This is a genomic window from Pseudomonas fluorescens (assembly GCF_900215245.1).
Lineage (GTDB): Bacteria > Pseudomonadota > Gammaproteobacteria > Pseudomonadales > Pseudomonadaceae > Aquipseudomonas > Aquipseudomonas fluorescens.
This window is the reverse complement of the sequence record NZ_LT907842.1, coordinates 770730-787941: the sequence shown is the minus strand read 5'-3', so window position 1 is coordinate 787941 and position 17212 is coordinate 770730. Positions and strand designations below refer to the sequence as shown.

At 60.0% G+C, this 17212-nt stretch carries 17 protein-coding genes; 13 read left to right on the top strand and 4 right to left on the bottom strand.

The window, feature by feature from the left end; translation table 11 throughout:
- Nucleotides 1-63 precede the first annotated feature (63 nt).
- The 3 genes from CPH89_RS03715 to CPH89_RS03705 all read right to left on the bottom strand — a co-directional run bounded on the left by CPH89_RS03715 (nucleotide 64) and on the right by CPH89_RS03705 (nucleotide 1845).
- Nucleotides 64-660 (bottom strand): superoxide dismutase, encoded by a 597-nt coding sequence (locus CPH89_RS03715; protein ID WP_003212997.1) that lies wholly within the window; start codon nucleotides 658-660, stop codon nucleotides 64-66.
- Between the two features lie 178 nt (nucleotides 661-838).
- The gene (locus CPH89_RS03710; RefSeq protein WP_053257707.1) at nucleotides 839-1438 is read right to left on the bottom strand and encodes a LysE/ArgO family amino acid transporter; all 600 of its coding nucleotides are present in this window, start codon (nucleotides 1436-1438) and stop codon (nucleotides 839-841) included.
- A 5-nt stretch (nucleotides 1439-1443) separates the two neighbouring features.
- On the bottom strand, nucleotides 1444-1845 hold the full coding sequence (locus CPH89_RS03705) for an ACT domain-containing protein (RefSeq protein ID WP_053257706.1): 402 nt from the start codon (nucleotides 1843-1845) through the stop codon (nucleotides 1444-1446).
- 100 nt (nucleotides 1846-1945) lie between these two features.
- Here CPH89_RS03705 and CPH89_RS03700 point away from each other — a divergent pair, with 100 nt between their 5' ends.
- The 10 genes from CPH89_RS03700 to CPH89_RS03655 all read left to right on the top strand — a co-directional run bounded on the left by CPH89_RS03700 (nucleotide 1946) and on the right by CPH89_RS03655 (nucleotide 12991).
- Nucleotides 1946-2839: a LysR family transcriptional regulator ArgP gene (locus CPH89_RS03700; protein WP_053257705.1), complete on the top strand. Its 894-nt coding sequence runs from the start codon at nucleotides 1946-1948 to the stop codon at nucleotides 2837-2839.
- Between the two features lie 52 nt (nucleotides 2840-2891).
- Nucleotides 2892-3890, top strand: coding sequence for an NAD-dependent epimerase/dehydratase family protein (locus tag CPH89_RS03695; RefSeq protein WP_053257704.1), 999 nt, complete (start codon nucleotides 2892-2894; stop codon nucleotides 3888-3890).
- A 127-nt stretch (nucleotides 3891-4017) separates the two neighbouring features.
- Complete coding sequence (locus tag CPH89_RS03690) at nucleotides 4018-4842, top strand: hypothetical protein (protein WP_053257703.1); 825 nt, start codon at nucleotides 4018-4020, stop codon at nucleotides 4840-4842.
- A gap of 115 nt (nucleotides 4843-4957) precedes the next feature.
- Complete coding sequence (locus tag CPH89_RS03685) at nucleotides 4958-6217, top strand: D-mannose isomerase (RefSeq protein WP_053257702.1); 1260 nt, start codon at nucleotides 4958-4960, stop codon at nucleotides 6215-6217.
- Between the two features lie 104 nt (nucleotides 6218-6321).
- The gene (locus CPH89_RS03680) at nucleotides 6322-7608 is read left to right on the top strand and encodes an ABC transporter substrate-binding protein (RefSeq protein WP_053257701.1); all 1287 of its coding nucleotides are present in this window, start codon (nucleotides 6322-6324) and stop codon (nucleotides 7606-7608) included.
- Between the two features lie 92 nt (nucleotides 7609-7700).
- Nucleotides 7701-8609 (top strand): carbohydrate ABC transporter permease, encoded by a 909-nt coding sequence (locus tag CPH89_RS03675; RefSeq protein WP_053257700.1) that lies wholly within the window; start codon nucleotides 7701-7703, stop codon nucleotides 8607-8609.
- On the top strand, nucleotides 8602-9447 hold the full coding sequence (locus CPH89_RS03670) for a carbohydrate ABC transporter permease (protein WP_053257699.1): 846 nt from the start codon (nucleotides 8602-8604) through the stop codon (nucleotides 9445-9447). The genes CPH89_RS03675 and CPH89_RS03670 overlap by 8 nt, the downstream gene beginning before the upstream one ends.
- A gap of 2 nt (nucleotides 9448-9449) precedes the next feature.
- Nucleotides 9450-10610, top strand: coding sequence for an ABC transporter ATP-binding protein (locus tag CPH89_RS03665; protein ID WP_053257698.1), 1161 nt, complete (start codon nucleotides 9450-9452; stop codon nucleotides 10608-10610).
- 86 nt (nucleotides 10611-10696) lie between these two features.
- The gene (locus tag CPH89_RS03660) at nucleotides 10697-12043 is read left to right on the top strand and encodes a carbohydrate porin (protein ID WP_053257697.1); all 1347 of its coding nucleotides are present in this window, start codon (nucleotides 10697-10699) and stop codon (nucleotides 12041-12043) included.
- Nucleotides 12044-12145: 102 nt separating this feature from the next.
- The gene (locus tag CPH89_RS03655) at nucleotides 12146-12991 is read left to right on the top strand and encodes a D-hexose-6-phosphate mutarotase (protein ID WP_053257696.1); all 846 of its coding nucleotides are present in this window, start codon (nucleotides 12146-12148) and stop codon (nucleotides 12989-12991) included.
- Nucleotides 12992-13121: 130 nt separating this feature from the next.
- Here CPH89_RS03655 and CPH89_RS03650 read toward each other — a convergent pair whose 3' ends face one another.
- Nucleotides 13122-13982: a MurR/RpiR family transcriptional regulator gene (locus CPH89_RS03650; protein WP_169875662.1), complete on the bottom strand. Its 861-nt coding sequence runs from the start codon at nucleotides 13980-13982 to the stop codon at nucleotides 13122-13124.
- 219 nt (nucleotides 13983-14201) lie between these two features.
- Here CPH89_RS03650 and zwf point away from each other — a divergent pair, with 219 nt between their 5' ends.
- Genes zwf through CPH89_RS03635 form a run of 3 tightly spaced genes read left to right on the top strand, consistent with a single transcriptional unit; the run spans nucleotide 14202 to nucleotide 17051 of the window.
- Entirely contained in the window at nucleotides 14202-15668 is a 1467-nt protein-coding gene (zwf, locus tag CPH89_RS03645; RefSeq protein WP_053257695.1) for a glucose-6-phosphate dehydrogenase, read from the top strand.
- The gene (gene pgl / locus CPH89_RS03640) at nucleotides 15655-16368 is read left to right on the top strand and encodes a 6-phosphogluconolactonase (RefSeq protein WP_053257694.1); all 714 of its coding nucleotides are present in this window, start codon (nucleotides 15655-15657) and stop codon (nucleotides 16366-16368) included. Before zwf ends, pgl begins: the two co-directional genes overlap by 14 nt.
- Nucleotides 16369-16385: 17 nt before the next feature.
- Complete coding sequence (locus CPH89_RS03635) at nucleotides 16386-17051, top strand: bifunctional 4-hydroxy-2-oxoglutarate aldolase/2-dehydro-3-deoxy-phosphogluconate aldolase (protein ID WP_048726837.1); 666 nt, start codon at nucleotides 16386-16388, stop codon at nucleotides 17049-17051.
- Nucleotides 17052-17212: the final 161 nt, after the last annotated feature.

The following is a 17212-nucleotide window of genomic DNA, read 5'->3' as shown; positions in this document are numbered from 1 at the left end:
TTAGCGGAAATCTCCCATAAAAAAGCCCGGCAATTGCCGGGCTCTTTCTACTGCAAGCGCTACTTAGGCAGTGAAGGTCTTGCCTTCGAACTGCTCAGCCACGAACTTCCAGTTGACCAGGTTCCAGAACGCTTCCACATACTTTGGACGCACGTTGCGGTAGTCGATGTAGTAAGCGTGTTCCCAGACGTCGCAGGTCAGCAGCGGGGTGTCGCCGCTGGTCAGCGGGTTGCCGGCGCCGATGGTGCTGGCCAGGGCCAGGGAACCGTCAGCTTTTTTCACCAGCCAGCCCCAGCCGGAACCGAAGGTGCCGACGGAAGTCTTGGTGAACTCTTCTTTGAACTTGTCGAACGAACCGAAAGCCGCGTTGATCGCCTCAGCCAGTGCGCCGGTCGGTTGACCGCCAGCGTTTGGCGCCAGGCAGTTCCAGTAGAAAGTGTGGTTCCAGACCTGAGCGGCGTTGTTGAAGATACCGCCTGAGGAAGACTTGACGATCTCTTCCAGGGTCTTGCCTTCGAACTCGGTGCCTGGCACCAGGTTGTTCAGGTTCACGACATAGGTGTTGTGGTGCTTGTCGTGGTGGTACTCCAAGGTTTCCTTGGAGATGTGCGGCTGCAGGGCATCGTGTGCGTAGGGCAGCGGCGGCAATTCGAAAGCCATGATGATTCTCCTAATCAGGTCAGTTGCGGTGAGCGCAAGGCCGATCACGGGCGGCCAAACAAGCGCCGGGGAGTTTGTACTCTTTGCGGCGCAGGGTCCGGATCATAGCACCGGGGTTGCGGCAAAACCACGCAACAACTGTGTGGGATAGAGGTTCCAGAGCGTTTTGGAATATTCATCAAGCACTGATCAGTTGGTAGGCCACGCTGAACATCATCACCGCCACCAAGAGGTCCAGCAGGCGCCATGTTGCGGGGCGTGCCAGCCAGGGCGCCAACCACGCCGCGCCGAACGCCAGCGTGGCAAACCACAGGAACGAAGCGCTGGCGGCACCTGCCACGTAAGCACCGGGTTCGGTTTGTTGAGCCCCCAGCGAGCCGATCAACAACACGGTGTCCAGATAGACATGGGGGTTGAGCAGTGTCACCGCCAGCGCGCTGAGCAGCACGGCGCGCAATGAACGCACCTTGAGGTGTTGCCCGTGTTCCAGGCTTTGCCTGGAACACGCCCGACGCAGCGCCAGGGTGCCGTACCACAACAGGAACGCCGCGCCGCCCCAGCGGGCAATCTCCAGCAACAGTGGGTTTTGCGCCAGTACGGTCGCCAGGCCAAATACCCCGGCCGCCACCAGAATTGCATCGCACACGATGCACAATGCCGCGACCGGCAGGTGGTGTTCACGGCGCAGACTCTGCGCCAGGACGAAGGCGTTCTGCGTGCCGATCGCCATGATCAGGCCCAGGGCCACCAGCAGTCCGTTCGTATAGCTTTGCCACATAGGATTTACTCCGCGTCCGCTGCCAGTTGGCGCAATACGTTCATGGCCCGCTCGGCATCGGCGCGGCCGACAAACAGGTGGTCGTGGTAATAGCCGGCAATCACGTTGCAACTGATGCCGGCGTTGCCCAGTGCACTGGCGAATGCCGCCGTCAGGCCTACGGCTTCCAGGGCGGAATGCACCTTCAGAGTGATCCAGGCGGCAACGTAATCGAACGCCAGACCGGCCTGCTGCGCCTGCTGACGCTCCAGAATCAGCGTCAGGCCTTCCTGCTCGCGAAAGCTGCCAATCACCTCGCAACCTGCCGGAATGCGGTGGTCGGGCAGGGTGCAGAACACATAATCGCCGTCATTGAGTTGCGGGCTCATGCTGCGCAGCAGGGTTGCCAGGGCGGTTTCGCCAGCCATGTGAAAGATCCTTTATAAAGAGAGAAGCCATGCTGGTCATTCTTACGGGCCAGGCTGTATAAGAAAAACAAATATTGCTGATCGCCCATTAGAGAAACTGATGTTCGACTATAAATTGCTTTCTGCCCTCGCGGCGGTGGTGGAACAGGCTGGCTTCGAACGGGGTGCCCAGGTACTGGGCCTGTCGCAGTCGGCAATCTCCCAGCGCATCAAGTTGCTCGAGGCGCGCATTGGCCAGCCGGTGCTGGTGCGGGCTACTCCACCGACACCCACCGATATCGGTCGGCGCCTGCTCAACCATGTGCAACAAGTACGCTTGCTTGAGCGCGACCTGCAAAGCCAGGTGCCGGCGCTGGACGACGAGGGCATGCCCGAACGCCTGCGCATCGCCCTGAATGCCGACAGCCTTGCCACCTGGTGGGCCGAGGCGGTCAGCGGCTTTTGCGCCGAGCAGCATTTGTTGCTCGACCTGGTGGTGGAAGACCAGACCGTCGGCCTCAAACGCATGCGCGCCGGGGAAGTGGCCGCCTGCATCTGCGCCAGTGAACGCCCGGTGGCCGGCGCGCGTAGTCTGTTGCTCGGCGCCATGCGTTATCGGGCGCTGGCCAGCCCGGCGTTTATTGCTCGGCATTTTCCGCAGGGTGTGCGTGCCGATCAATTGGCCCGAACGCCGGCGCTGGTGTTCGGCCCGGATGATTTCCTGCAGCACCGTTACCTGGCTTCGCTGGGGGTGGATGGTGGTTTCGAGCACCATTTATGCCCGTCGTCTGAAGGCTTTATTCGTTTGACTGAAGCCGGTCTGGGCTGGGGTCTCGTGCCCGAATTACAGGTGCGCGACCAACTGCAAACCGGCGTTTTGGTGGAGTTATTGCCAGATAAGCCCATCGATGTGCCGCTGTACTGGCATCATTGGCGCAGCGGCGGGCAATTGTTGGGCCTGTTGACCGACCATTTGGCCCAGGCGTGTGGCCAGTGGTTGGTGCCGTTGGAGTGATGGCGTGCGTCAAGGCAACAGCGATGAAAAACGAAAGAACACGGAGTAATACATGAAGATTCTGGTCACCGGCGCAAGCGGCTTCATCGGCGGACGCTTTGCGCGTTTCGCCCTGGAGCAGGGCCTGGACGTGCGGGTCAACGGGCGACGCGCCGAGGGTGTAGAGCACCTGGTACGGCGCGGCGCCGAGTTTATCCAGGGTGATTTGAATGATGCCGACCTGGTGCGCGAACTGTGCCGTGATGTCGAGGCTGTCGTGCATTGCGCCGGTGCCGTCGGGTTGTGGGGCAAGTATCAGGACTTCCATCAGGGCAACGTGCTGGTCACCGAAAACGTCGTCGAGGCCTGCCTTAAACAGCGGGTCGGGCGCCTGGTACACCTGTCGTCGCCGTCGATCTACTTTGACGGCCGCGACCACGTGGGGCTGACCGAAGAACAGGTGCCCAAGCGCTTCAAACATCCTTACGCCGCGACTAAATACCTGGCGGAACAGAAGGTGTTCGGTGCCCAGGAGTTCGGCCTTGAAGTGCTGGCCCTGCGCCCGCGTTTCGTCACCGGGGCCGGAGACATGAGCATCTTCCCGCGGTTGCTGAAAATGCAGCGCAAGAACCGCCTGGCCATCGTCGGCGACGGCTTGAACAAGGTCGACTTCACCAGTGTGCATAACCTCAATGAGGCCTTGCTCAGCAGTTTGCTGGCGACCGGCTCGGCGTTGGGCAAGGCCTACAACATCAGCAATGGCACCCCGGTGCCGGTGTGGGATGTAGTGAACTACGTGATGCGCCAAATGGACATGCCCCAGGTTACCCGTTATCGGTCCTACGGCCTGTCCTACAGCGTGGCTGCGCTGAACGAGGCATTCTGTGCCATGTGGCCAGGGCGTCCGGAGCCAGCCTTGTCGCGGCTGGGCATGCAAGTGATGAACAAAGATTTCACCCTCGATATCAGCCGCGCGAGGCATTATCTCGACTATGAGCCCAAAGTCAGCCTGTGGACTGCCCTCGACGAGTTTTGCAGTTGGTGGAAAGCTCAGGACCCGGGGCTTAAGTAAGCTCACAACCGGCAACACATCGGGAACCGAATTCGCGGTTCCCGGTCGATCAGTGCGGTGCGAACGGGGTTTATACTCCGCTCGCTCGGCTTTTCAGGTCGCCATCTCACCGATTCAGGGTTGATTCATGCGTAACGATGCTAAAGACGATTTCGACAATGTTCCCAGCCTGCGGGCCGATCTCGGGGACGACGATGATTTCGAGCCGTCTCCCGCCACGTCCGTGCGCTCGCGCACTACGCCGGTGGTCAAGGTCAAGAGCGCCAGCACTGGCCCGCTCTGGGCCTTGGTCGGCGCACTGCTGATCGCCTTCGCGGGCCTTGCCTGGTGGAGCTTCCAGCAAATTTCCTTGATGGGTCAGCAGTTGGTCGCCACCCAGGAAAGCTTTGCGCGTATCAGCGAAGAAGCGGCAGGGCGCCTGCAGGACATTTCCGGCAAGGTAGTGGCCAGCGAAGCCAGCGTGAACAACGGCAGCGAAGCGCTCAAGCAGCAGATCAAGCAGTTGGAGACCCAGTTGCTGGAGCAAGGCAAGCAACAGGTCGGCGTCGCCGGTCAGGCGACCGTGCTCGATCAACGCCTGGCGCAGATGAGCGCCAGCACTACCGAACTGTCGAGTGCGAACGCCAAGCTGCAGGGCCAGGTGCAGGCCCTGACGGACGCCGTGGCCAGCCTCAAGGCGGCACAAGGCGACGTCAAGGAGTTGTCCGCCGACGTGGCGGCCCTGAAGAAGCAGGGCAATCCGAGCGCCGCCATTGCGCGCCTGGAGCAGGACCTTGTGGTCCTCAAGAGCGCGCAGGACAACCAGCCTGCCAATAGCGATGCGCCGACCAATAAAGAGTTCGACGTGTTCCGTATCCAGACCACCCGTAACATCACCACGTTGCAGAGCCAGGTGCAGAACCTGAATCAGCGCCTGAATGCGCCGGCAGCCGTTACGCCGCTCGGTCAGTAAGCGCTGCACCGGAAATGTCACCGGATGGTGACATTTCCCATCCCCTTCGTTACTTGCCCCTACCTCGCCCTTGTTTAGACTCCGGTCATCCCACAAAAAATAAAAAGGGCTACCCATGACCACGCAACCACTGCCTGCCAGCAGTTGGCTGAACGCACCTGCCCATCACGCCTGGCTTGCCAGCGAAGGCCAGCGCCTGCTGTCATTCTCCAAAGCCTCGCGCCTGCCGGACGGCTTCGGCAACCTGGACGACAAAGGCCACTTGCCGGCCGACGCCCACGCCGAAACCATGAACACCGCCCGCATGACCCACAGCTTCGCCATGGCCCATGCCATGGGCTTGCCCGGCTACGCCGAGCGGGTGGCGCATGGCGTTGCAGCCCTCAGCGGCCCGTTGCGCGATCCTGAGCACGGCGGTTGGTTCGCTGCCCCCAATGCCCTGGATGGCAACCGTGGCAAAGCCGCCTACCTGCACGCTTTCGTGGCCCTGGCCGCGAGTTCTGCGGTGGTGGCCGGCGCGCCCGGTGCACAGAGCCTGTTGAACGACGCCGTGCACATCATCGACCAGTTTTTCTGGAGCGAGGAGGAGGGCGTGATGCTCGAATCGTTTGCCCAGGACTGGAGTGCTGTCGAGGCCTATCGCGGCGCCAACAGCAACATGCACGCCACCGAAGCGTTTCTGGCCCTGGCTGATGTGACCGGCGACACGCGCTGGCTGGACCGCGCGTTGCGCATCGTCGAGCGCGTCATCCACACGCACGCCGCCGGTAACCGATTCATGGTAATCGAGCATTTTGACGCGCAGTGGAAACCCTTGCTCGGCTACAACGAGGACAACCCCGCCGACGGTTTTCGCCCCTATGGCATCACCCCAGGCCATGGCTTTGAGTGGGCGCGCTTGGTGCTGCATTTGGAAGCGGCACGCCTGCAGGCCGGACTGGCAACGCCGGAGTGGCTGTTGAACGACGCCAAGGGCTTGTTCGCCAGCGCCTGTGAGTACGCCTGGGCCGTGGACGGTGCTCCCGGCATCGTCTACACCCTGGATTGGAACCATCGCCCGGTGGTGCGCGAGCGCCTGCATTGGACTCACGCCGAAGCCAGCGCCGCTGCCCAGGCGTTGCTCAAACGTACGGGCGAACGGCATTACGAAACCTGGTATCGGTGCTTTTGGGAGTTTTGCGAAACGCACTTTATCGACCGTCTACACGGCAGTTGGCACCACGAACTTAGCCCGCGCAACCAGCCCAGCAGCAAGATCTGGGGTGGCAAGCCGGACCTGTACCATGCCTGGCAAGCGGTATTGCTGCCTGCGCTACCCTTGGCACCCAGCATGGCCAGTGCCATCGGAGCGGGCATGAATGTCACCAGCTGGTGACATTTGTGCGTCCCTTTGTTACCTGCGCCTTAAAAATCCATGTTTAAACTCCGTGCAGCGCAAGCTCTAGACTTGCATGCATAACAACAAGAAAAGGTACTCAGATGAACGCGATTAATCGCCTCGCCGTTGCTATTTCCATTGCCTCGTTGTTTCCCCTCAGTGCATTTGCCGCCGACTCGAAAGGGACGGTTGAAGTTGTGCATTGGTGGACCTCTGGCGGTGAGAAAGCGGCAGTAGATGTCCTGAAGGCCCAAGTTGAGAAAGACGGCTTCACCTGGAAAGACGGTGCCGTTGCAGGTGGCGGTGGCGCCACTGCCATGACCGTACTGAAAAGCCGCGCAGTGGCCGGCAACCCGCCAGGCGTTGCCCAGATCAAAGGTCCGGACATCCAGGAATGGGCGTCCACTGGCTTGCTCGACACTGACGTGCTCAAAGACGTCGCCAAAGAAGAAAAGTGGGACTCGCTGCTCGACAAGAAAGTCTCCGATACCGTGAAGTACGAAGGTAACTACGTTGCCGTACCGGTCAACATCCACCGCGTGAACTGGCTGTGGATCAACCCGGAAGTCTTCAAGAAAGCCGGTATCACCAAGAACCCGACCACCCTCGAAGAGTTCTACGCAGCGGGCGACAAGCTCAAGGCCGCAGGCTTCATTCCGCTTGCCCACGGTGGCCAGCCTTGGCAGGACAGCACCGTATTTGAAGCCGTCGTTCTGTCGGTGATGGGTGCCGATGGCTACAAGAAAGCCCTGGTCGACCTGGATAACGATGCGCTGACCGGCCCGCAAATGGTCAAGGCCCTGACCGAGCTGAAGAAAGTCGCGACCTATATGGACGTCGATGGCAAAGGCCAGGACTGGAACCTCGAAGCCGGCAAGGTCATCAACGGCAAGGCCGGTATGCAGATCATGGGTGACTGGGCCAAGTCCGAGTGGACCGCCGCCAAGAAAGTCGCCGGCAAAGACTACGAGTGCGTAGCCTTCCCGGGCACCGACAAAGCCTTCACCTACAACATCGACTCCCTGGCGGTGTTCAAGGTGAAAGACAAGGGCACTCAGGCCGGTCAACAGGACATCGCCAAAGTCGTGTTGGGTGAAAACTTCCAGAAAGTCTTCAGCATCAACAAAGGCTCGATCCCGGTTCGTAACGACATGCTCCATGAAATGGACAAGCTCGGCTTCGACTCCTGCGCCCAGACCGCCGCTAAGGACTTCCTTGCCGACGCCCAGACTGGCGGCCTGCAGCCAAGTATGGCGCACAACATGGCCACTACCCTGGCGGTCCAAGGTGCGTTCTTTGATGTCGTGACCAACTTCATCAACGACCCGAAAGCCGACCCGGCCGACACCGCCAAGAAACTCGGCGCTGCGATCAAGTCTGCCAAGTAACGGTTAGCACGGCTGGTCCTTGTGAGGGGAAACCCCCTGACCCCTCACAAGGCAGGCTCTTGTAGTCCTTTTTCCCTGTACTGGATTTTCCCATGAGTTCTGTTGCTGTGTTCAGCAAGGCCTCGCCGTTCGATGCACTGCAGCGCTGGCTCCCTAAACTGGTGCTGGCGCCCAGCATGTTCATCGTGCTGGTGGGCTTTTATGGCTACATCCTGTGGACGTTCGTGCTGTCGTTCACCACGTCCACGTTCCTGCCAAGCTACAAATGGGCAGGCCTTGCGCAATACGCGCGGTTGTTCGACAACGACCGCTGGTGGGTAGCGAGCAAGAACCTGGCTGTTTTCGGCGGGATGTTTATCGGCATCACCCTCGTGATTGGCGTGACCCTGGCGATTTTCCTCGACCAGAAAATCCGCCGCGAAGGTTTTATCCGCACCATTTACCTGTACCCGATGGCGCTCTCGATGATCGTGACCGGTACCGCCTGGAAATGGCTGCTCAACCCGGGCATGGGCCTGGACAAACTCCTGCGTGACTGGGGCTGGGAAGGCTTCCGCCTGGACTGGCTGATCGACCCCGACCGTGTCGTCTACTGCCTGGTGATTGCTGCTGTATGGCAAGCCTCCGGGTTCATCATGGCGATGTTTCTCGCCGGCCTGCGCGGCGTTGATCAGTCGATCATCCGTGCCGCCCAGATCGACGGTGCCAGCCTGCCGCGCATCTACTGGAGCGTGGTGCTGCCAAGCCTGCGTCCGGTGTTCTTCAGTGCGGTGATGATCCTGGCGCACATTGCGATCAAGAGCTTTGACCTGGTTGCCGCAATGACGGCCGGTGGCCCGGGCTACTCGTCCGACCTGCCTGCCATGTTCATGTACTCGTTCACCTTCAGTCGTGGCCAGATGGGCATGGGCTCGGCGAGTGCAATCCTGATGCTCGGCGCGATCCTCGCGATCATCGTGCCTTACCTGTACTCCGAGCTGAGGACCAAGCGTAATGACTAGTCTCGCTTCCAAACCTTCCATCAGTCTGAGTCGCATCGCGATCTACGCGGTGCTGATCCTCGCTGTGTTGCTGTACCTGGTACCGCTGGTGGTGATGCTGCTGACCAGCTTCAAGACCCCGGAAGACATCAGCACCGGCAACCTGCTGAGCTGGCCGACCGTGGTCACCGGCATTGGCTGGGTCAAGGCCTGGGCCACTGTAGACGGCTACTTCTGGAACTCGATCAAGATCACCGTACCGGCCGTACTGATCTCCACCGCCATCGGTGCGTTGAACGGCTATGTGCTGTCGTTCTGGCGCTTCAAAGGCTCGCAGCTGTTCTTCGGCCTGCTGTTGTTTGGCTGCTTCCTGCCGTTCCAGACCGTGCTGCTGCCCGCGTCGTTCACCCTCGGCAAGATGGGCCTGGCCAGTACCACCACGGGCCTGGTGTTCGTGCACGTGGTCTACGGGCTGGCATTTACCACACTGTTCTTCCGTAACTACTACGTGAGCATTCCAGATGCATTGATCAAGGCAGCGCGACTGGACGGTGCAGGTTTCTTCACCATCTTCCGGCTGATCATTCTGCCGATGTCGACGCCGATCATCATGGTCTGCCTGATCTGGCAGTTCACCCAGATCTGGAACGACTTCCTGTTCGGTGTGGTGTTCTCCAGCGGCGACTCGCAGCCCATCACGGTGGCGCTGAACAACCTGGTCAACACCAGCACCGGGGCCAAGGAATATAACGTGGATATGGCGGCGGCGATGATCGCCGGGCTGCCGACCCTGCTGGTCTATGTGATCGCAGGCAAGTATTTCGTGCGCGGCCTTACGGCCGGCGCGGTCAAGGGGTAATCATGGCTACGCTTGAACTTCGCAATGTAAACAAGACCTATGGCGCCGGCCTGCCCGACACCTTGAAGAACATCGAACTGTCGATCAAGGAAGGCGAATTCCTGATTCTGGTCGGCCCTTCGGGGTGTGGTAAATCCACGCTGATGAACTGCATCGCCGGTCTGGAAACCATTACCGGCGGCGCCATCATGATCGGCGATCAGGATGTGAGCGGCATGAGCCCCAAGGACCGTGACATCGCCATGGTGTTCCAGTCCTACGCGCTGTACCCGACCATGAGCGTGCGCGAGAACATCGAGTTCGGCCTCAAAATCCGCAAGATGCCTCAGGCGGACATCGACGCCGAAGTGGCGCGCGTGGCCAAGCTGCTGCAGATCGAACACCTGCTTAACCGCAAGCCAGGCCAACTGTCCGGTGGCCAGCAACAGCGTGTGGCCATGGGCCGTGCCCTGGCCCGTCGGCCGAAGATCTACCTGTTCGACGAACCGCTGTCCAACCTCGACGCCAAGCTGCGGGTCGAGATGCGCACCGAAATGAAATTGATGCACCAGCGCCTCAAAACCACCACCGTCTACGTCACGCACGACCAGATCGAAGCGATGACCCTGGGCGACAAAGTGGCGGTGATGAAGGACGGCATCATTCAACAATTTGGCACGCCGAAAGAAATCTATAACGACCCGGCCAACCTGTTTGTGGCAAGCTTTATCGGTTCACCACCAATGAACTTCATTCCGCTGCGCCTGCAACGCAAGGATGGCAAATTGGTGGCCCTGCTCGACAGCGGCCAGGCCCGTTGCGAGCTGCCGCTGGGGATGAGTGATGCTGGGCTTGAAGATCGCGACGTGATCCTGGGTCTGCGCCCGGAGCAAATTGTTCTGGCCACGGGTGAAGCGAATGGGGCGTCGAGCATTCGTGCCGAAGTCCAGGTCACTGAGCCGACCGGTCCGGACACGTTGGTGTTTGTGCAACTCAACGACACCAAGGTCTGCTGCCGCCTCGCGCCGGACGTTGCACCGCAGGTCGGTGAGACCCTGACCCTGCAATTCGACCCGGCCAAGGTATTGCTGTTCGACGCCAAAACCGGCGAACGCTTGGGCACTGCTGCCTCATTGCCTGCACACGGGCATGCCGACAACGTGGCCCAATTCAAAGGCCGCTGAAGCAGATAACTTGTTGTTTTGGTTAAAAAAAAGTAACCCGCGTTAGATAAAAACAGTTAAATAACAATAAAGACGAGGATGTAGGGATGAAAAAGCAACACAACAACACTCGGCTGATCTGCCAACTGTCAGCAGCAGCAGCCCTGGTATTGTCCGCCAATGCGATGGCGGCCGATGCATTCAGCGCCGACTCCAAGTGGATGACCGGTGATTGGGGTGGCGAGCGTACCAAGCTGATCGAGCAAGGTATCGACATCAAGGCTGACTACGTAGGGGAAATGGGCGCCAACCTGCACGGCGGCTATAACGACGACAAGACCGGCCGTTACTCCGACCAGTTCGGGCTGGGCGTAGCGCTCGATCTGCAAAAGCTGTGGGGCTGGGACAACACCCAGGCCAAGATCCAGTTGACCAACCGTAATGGCCAAAACATCTCCAACGACCGTATCGGTGACCCGCGTGCCGGCACGCTGAGTTCGTCGATGGAAGTCTATGGTCGTGGCCACATGGTGCGTCTGACCCAGTTCTGGATTCAGCACCAGATGTTCGATAACAAGCTGGACGTGAAACTCGGTTACTTCGGTGAAGGCGAAGACTTCAACACCTTCCCATGCGACTTCCAGAACCTGTCGTTCTGTGGCTCGCAGGTGGGTAACTATGTAAACACCTGGTACAACTGGCCGGTCGCCCAGGCCGCTATCCGCGTGAAGTACAACATCACGCCTGAGCTGTATGCGCAGATTGGTGCGTACAACCAGAACCCGTCGCAGCTTGAGCACGGCAATGGCTTCAAGCTCAGCGGCAGCGGCACCAAGGGCACCGTGATTCCGGTGGAGTTGGTCTGGTCGCCGAAGGTCAATGGCCTGCCGGGCGAATACCGTGTGGGTTACTACAAGAGCGCCGCGGATGCCAGCGACGTACGTGACGACGTTAACGGCAACGATGCTGCCACCACAGGCTTGGCTTACCGTACCCGCAGCAGCAAAAGCGGCTATTGGGGCGTTGTGCAGCAGCAACTTACCACCCATAACGGCGACGCGTCGCGCGGCCTGAACATCGCGGCCAACGCCACCTTCCACGACAAGGACACCAACCTCGTCGACAACTATCAGTCGTTGATGCTGGTCTACAAAGGCCCGTTCGATGCGCGTCCAAAAGATGACGTCGGTATCGGCTTCTCCCGCATCCATGTCAACCAGGACGTGAGGAAAAACGCAGAGTTGCTGAACGCAGCCGGTGGTTTCACCGACTACGATCAGGTGGGCTACGCGCCGCTGCGTGACACCGAGTACAACACTGAAATCAACTACGGCTTCCACGTCACCAACTGGCTGACCGTGCGTCCTAACCTGCAATACGTTACCCACCCAGGTGGCGTCGATAAAGTCGACAACGCGCTGGTAGCGGGCCTGAAAATTCAGTCTACGTTCTAACGCTGTTGCGATAAGCTCCTTCTCTCTGTGCGCATTTTGCGGGTAGCCATGGCTACCCGCTTTTTTTGGGGCGCGCTGTGATGATATTCAGGACCGTGGCACATGCATGAGCATCCGCTGCAACGCTTTTTCAAATCCCTGCGTGAACAACCGGTGTTCGCCTGGGAGCGCTTTCAGATGCGCGATGTGTTGGTGATCGACCATCCGCTGTGCCAGGCGGTGTTCAGCCGTCAGGGCGCGCAATTGCTGCACTTTCAGCCCCGCGGCCAGAAACCCTGGCTATGGTGTGCGGCCAAGTGGCCGCAAGTCGGCGCCATCCGTGGTGGGGTGCCGGTGTGCTGGCCGTGGTATGGGCGCCATCCGAGCGAAAACGCGTGGCCGTCCCATGGCTGGGCGCGGCTGATCGACTGGAAGCTGCTCGACAGCAGCACCGACGACGACGGTGTGCGCCTGCACTGGCAATTGCAATTGTGCGACTGGCAAGTCGACCTGCACGCGCACCTGGGCGAGACCCTTGAGTTGCGCTTGAGCACCGAGCACCAGGACGAGTTGCCGTGCCAGTTGAGCCATGCGTTGCACGCTTATTGGCGTATTGGTCACGTCGACGAGATAGCGCTGTCTGGGCTTGACGGTGCGCAAGGTTATGACCAGCTCAGCCGTCAGGTTTGCCAGCAGGAAGGTGAGCTGCGAGTGGATGGCGGCTGCCAGCGGGTGTTCCAGCATGAGGGTGAATTGCAGCTCAAGGACCACGCCTGGCAACGCGAACTGTGCATCGACACCGGCGACAGCGCCGACACCGTGGTATGGCATCCGGGCAGCCGGCCGTTACTGGGCGTGAGCTTTAACGAGGCGTCAGGGTTTGTGTGCGTGGAGTCGGCGATGGCCGGGGCGAGCCTGGCGCCGGGGGAGAGGGCGCACTTGAGTCTGCAGGCCCGGGCCGGGGTTTAGCGCTGTTGCTGATGGCGCCATCGCGGGCAAGCGCGCTCCCACATGTTGACCGGGTCCCACCTTGGCATACGGTCGAATGTGGGCGCGGGCTTGCTCGCGAAAGGGCCGGTACTGCTGGTAGAGATTCCTGCTAGTTAAACTCATCCCCCACCGGGTACCGGCTGTCATTCAAGCTCTCTTTGATCTTGCGCAAATGCGGCTGGAAATCCACGCCACGGCGCAGGGTCATGCCGGTTGCCAGCACATCCAGCACGGTCAGTTGAATGATCCGCGAGGTCATCGGCATGTAGATGTCGGTGTCTTCCGGCAACGGAATGTTCAGGCTCACCGTGCTGGCTTTGGCCAGCGGCGAGTTTTCGGCGGTCACGCCCAGCACCGACGCGCCGTTTTCCCGCGCGATACGCGCCACTTCCACCAACTCACGGGTACGCCCGGTGTAGGAAATGATCACGAACAGCTCGCCGGTATGCGCCACCGACGCGATCATGCGTTGCATCAGTACATCGGCATGGGCAGTCACGGACAGGTTGAAACGGAAAAACTTGTGCAGCGCATCCATGGCGACCGGCGCCGATGCGCCCAGGCCGAAGAAGTGGATCTGCCGCGCCTGGATCAACAGGTCCACGGCCTTGCTGATCAGCGCCGGGTCGAGGGCCTGGCACGCACTGTCCAGGGAGGCAATGGCGCTGCCAAAGATCTTCTGCGTGTAGGCCTCAGGGTTATCATCGGCTTCTACGGCGCGGCTGACATACGCCGCACCACTGGCCAAACTTTGCGCCAGCTGCAATTTAAGTTCAGGGTAACCGCTGACACCGAACGAACGGCAGAAACGGTTGACCGTCGGTTCACTGACCGAGGCGGCTTGGGCGAGGGCGGCGATAGAGAAGCGGGTCGCCTGCTGCGGGTTGAGCAGGATGACCTCGGCGACTTTTTTCTCAGCCTTGTTCAATTCTTCGAGGCGGTTCCGGATTTGTTCCAGAAGATTTCGCACGCGGTCCATTCAGTCTTTCCTTCGGGCGACGATGCAAATAAAGGGCGGTAACCCATCGACGAGTGGCCCTTTGCGGTGGCCTATCCTACTGAGGGTAGCTGAACACCACCACTCGGAATGCGTATTTTGGGAAAATGTTGTGGTTATTACTACATTTTTCCTTGAGTGATGCCTTGAAAAAAGGTATTTGTAGCTTAACTTGATAAAAGAACAAACATCATGCCTTTGATAACCGTAGAACCCTGCACCTTTGCCCTGTTTGGCGCCTTGGGTGATCTGGCGCTGCGCAAGTTATTTCCTGCACTTTACCAACTCGATGGCGCCGGGCTCCTGCACGACGACACGCGCATCCTGGCATTGGCCCGTGAAGCCGGGTCCGAGCAAGAGCACCTGGCCCATATCGAAAAAGAACTGCGTAAATACGTCGGCAAGGAACTGGATGAGGCCGTGGCAGCGCGCTTCCTCGCACGCCTGGCCTACGTGCACGTTGATTTTATGAACGCCGATGACTACGCCACCCTGGCCGCCAACGTCGGTGTCGAACAACGCCTGATCGCCTATTTCGCCACGCCTGCGGCGGTGTATGGCGCCATCTGCGAAAACCTGGCCAAGGTCGGCCTGGCGGAAAACACCCGTGTAGTGCTGGAAAAACCTATCGGTTCGGACCTGGAATCCTCGCGCAAGGTTAACGACGCCGTGGCGCAGTTTTTCCCGGAAAACCGCACGTACCGCATCGACCACTACCTGGGCAAAGAGACCGTCCAGAACCTGATCGCCCTGCGTTTCGCCAATAGCCTGTTCGAAACCCAGTGGAACCAGAACTACATCTCCCACGTGGAAATCACCGTAGCCGAGCAAGTCGGTATCGAAGGCCGTTGGGGTTACTTCGACAAGGCTGGCCAGCTGCGGGACATGATCCAGAACCACCTGCTGCAACTGCTCTGCCTGATTGCCATGGACCCGCCTGCCGACCTGTCCGCCGACAGCATCCGTGACGAGAAGGTCAAGGTGCTCAAGGCCCTGGCGCCGATCAGTCCGGAAGGGTTGACCACTCAAGTGGTACGCGGCCAATACATCGCCGGTTACAGCGCCGGCAAACCGGTGCCGGGTTACCTGGAAGAAGAAAACTCCAACACCCAGAGCGACACCGAAACGTTCGTCGCCCTGCGTGCCGATATTCGTAACTGGCGTTGGGCCGGGGTACCGTTCTACCTGCGCACCGGTAAACGCATGCCGCAAAAGCTGTCGCAGATTGTCATCCACTTCAAGGAACCGTCCCACTACATCTTCGCTCCCGAGCAGCGCCTGCAGATCAGCAACAAACTGATCATTCGCCTGCAGCCGGACGAAGGTATTTCCTTGCGTGTGATGACCAAGGAGCAGGGCCTGGACAAGGGCATGCAACTGCGCAGCGGCCCGCTGCAACTGAATTTTTCCGACACCTATCGCAGCGCGCGGATCCCCGATGCCTACGAGCGGTTGTTGTTGGAAGTGATGCGCGGCAATCAGAACCTGTTTGTTCGCAAAGATGAAATCGAAGCCGCGTGGAAGTGGTGTGACCAGTTGATTGCCGGGTGGAAAAAATCCGGTGATGCGCCCAAGCCTTATGCGGCGGGGTCCTGGGGGCCGATGAGCTCGATTGCACTGATCACGCGGGATGGGAGGTCTTGGTATGGCGATATCTGAATTGAAACTGCCTCAGGGTGTAACAGCCCATGAGTACCGCTCGCCCACGTTGTTGGCGGACGGCTTGGCCAATGATGTGGCCGGGCAATTGCGCACGGCCATCAGCGCCCGTGGCGCGGCCACGTTGGTGGTGTCCGGTGGCCGCAGCCCCGTGGCGTTTTTTCAGAACCTGGCCAAGCAAGACCTGGACTGGTCCAACGTCACCGTCACCCTGGCCGATGAGCGCTGGGTGCCGGTGGAACATGCCGACAGCAATGCCGGCCTGCTGAAGAAATACCTGCTGCAAGGCCCGGCGGCCAAGGCCACGTTCCTGAGCTTGTACAACGTTGCCGCGAATCTGGAAGACGCCGCTGAACTGGCCGATCGCCAGTTGGCTGAGCTGCAAGCCATTGATGTGCTGGTACTGGGCATGGGCGATGACGGTCACACCGCATCGCTGTTTCCCAACAGCCCGAACCTGGGCGAAGCATTGAAAGCTGACGGCACCCGCCGTTGCTGGCCGATGCTGGCGCCGACTGTGCCGCACCAGCGCCTGACCATGAGTCGTGCACTGCTGGCCTCGGCCCACTACACCGTGCTGTCGATTTCCGGCAGCTCGAAATTGACCACCTTGAGCGCCGCGCTGGCCAGTGACGATGTTGCTGCCATGCCGATTCGCGCGTTTTTGCAACCTACTTTAGAGATTTACTGGTGCCCATGAGCCAAGGATCAGCCGCTATGAAAAGCCCTCAACCGACCGTGTCCATGGCGGATAAAGTTGCCCTGATCGACAGCCTCTGCGCCAAGGCGCGGATCCTGCCGGTGATCACCATCGCCCGCGAACAGGACATCCTGCCGTTGGCCGATGCCTTGGCTGCCGGTGGCTTGACCGCATTGGAAGTGACCCTGCGTTCCGAGTTCGGCCTCAAGGCCATTCAGGTGCTGCGTGAGCAACGCCCTGAGCTGTGCACCGGTGCCGGCACCGTACTCGACCGTCATATGCTCGAAGCGGCCGAAGTGGCCGGCTCGCAATTCATCGTCACCCCCGGCATCACCCGCGACCTGCTGGAAGCCTCGGTGCACAGCCCGATCCCACTGCTGCCAGGCATCAGCAATGCCTCCGGCATCATGGAAGGCTACGGCCTGGGTTATCGCCGCTTCAAGCTGTTCCCGGCTGAAGTCAGCGGCGGCGTGGCGGCCATCAAGGCGCTCGGCGGCCCGTTCGGCGAAGTGAAGTTCTGCCCGACTGGCGGCGTGGGGCCGGCCAACATCAAACACTACATGGCGTTGAAAAACGTCATGTGCGTGGGCGGTAGCTGGATGCTGGACCCGGAATGGGTCAAGAACGGCGACTGGGCACGCATCCAGGAAGTCACCGCACAGGCGTTGGCGCTGCTGGACTGATCTGATTTACCGAATCGTTGTTGCTGTGCTTAACGGCATTTTTGCGGTGCACTTGGTCGGTGTACCGCTTTTTTTTGCCTGAAAAAAACGCGCATCCGACACCGATTAATGTGGGAGCGGGCTTGCTCGCGAATGCGGTGGTTCAGTTGGCATATTCGTTG

What these genes read in the sequence shown, in the direction of transcription:
- CPH89_RS03705 (WP_053257706.1), bottom strand. Translation starts at nt 1,845, where the DNA reads ATGGCTGGCGAAACCGCCCTGGCAACCCTGCTGCGCAGCATGAGCCCG.
- CPH89_RS03660 (WP_053257697.1), top strand. Translation starts at nt 10,697, where the DNA reads ATGAAAAAGCAACACAACAACACTCGGCTGATCTGCCAACTGTCAGCA.
- CPH89_RS03710 (WP_053257707.1), bottom strand. Translation starts at nt 1,438, where the DNA reads ATGTGGCAAAGCTATACGAACGGACTGCTGGTGGCCCTGGGCCTGATC.
- CPH89_RS03715 (WP_003212997.1), bottom strand. Translation starts at nt 660, where the DNA reads ATGGCTTTCGAATTGCCGCCGCTGCCCTACGCACACGATGCCCTGCAG.
- CPH89_RS03675 (WP_053257700.1), top strand. Translation starts at nt 7,701, where the DNA reads ATGAGTTCTGTTGCTGTGTTCAGCAAGGCCTCGCCGTTCGATGCACTG.
- CPH89_RS03665 (WP_053257698.1), top strand. Translation starts at nt 9,450, where the DNA reads ATGGCTACGCTTGAACTTCGCAATGTAAACAAGACCTATGGCGCCGGC.
- CPH89_RS03670 (WP_053257699.1), top strand. Translation starts at nt 8,602, where the DNA reads ATGACTAGTCTCGCTTCCAAACCTTCCATCAGTCTGAGTCGCATCGCG.
- CPH89_RS03690 (WP_053257703.1), top strand. Translation starts at nt 4,018, where the DNA reads ATGCGTAACGATGCTAAAGACGATTTCGACAATGTTCCCAGCCTGCGG.
- CPH89_RS03695 (WP_053257704.1), top strand. Translation starts at nt 2,892, where the DNA reads ATGAAGATTCTGGTCACCGGCGCAAGCGGCTTCATCGGCGGACGCTTT.
- CPH89_RS03680 (WP_053257701.1), top strand. Translation starts at nt 6,322, where the DNA reads ATGAACGCGATTAATCGCCTCGCCGTTGCTATTTCCATTGCCTCGTTG.
- CPH89_RS03635 (WP_048726837.1), top strand. Translation starts at nt 16,386, where the DNA reads ATGAAAAGCCCTCAACCGACCGTGTCCATGGCGGATAAAGTTGCCCTG.
- pgl (WP_053257694.1), top strand. Translation starts at nt 15,655, where the DNA reads ATGGCGATATCTGAATTGAAACTGCCTCAGGGTGTAACAGCCCATGAG.
- CPH89_RS03685 (WP_053257702.1), top strand. Translation starts at nt 4,958, where the DNA reads ATGACCACGCAACCACTGCCTGCCAGCAGTTGGCTGAACGCACCTGCC.
- CPH89_RS03700 (WP_053257705.1), top strand. Translation starts at nt 1,946, where the DNA reads ATGTTCGACTATAAATTGCTTTCTGCCCTCGCGGCGGTGGTGGAACAG.
- CPH89_RS03655 (WP_053257696.1), top strand. Translation starts at nt 12,146, where the DNA reads ATGCATGAGCATCCGCTGCAACGCTTTTTCAAATCCCTGCGTGAACAA.
- zwf (WP_053257695.1), top strand. Translation starts at nt 14,202, where the DNA reads ATGCCTTTGATAACCGTAGAACCCTGCACCTTTGCCCTGTTTGGCGCC.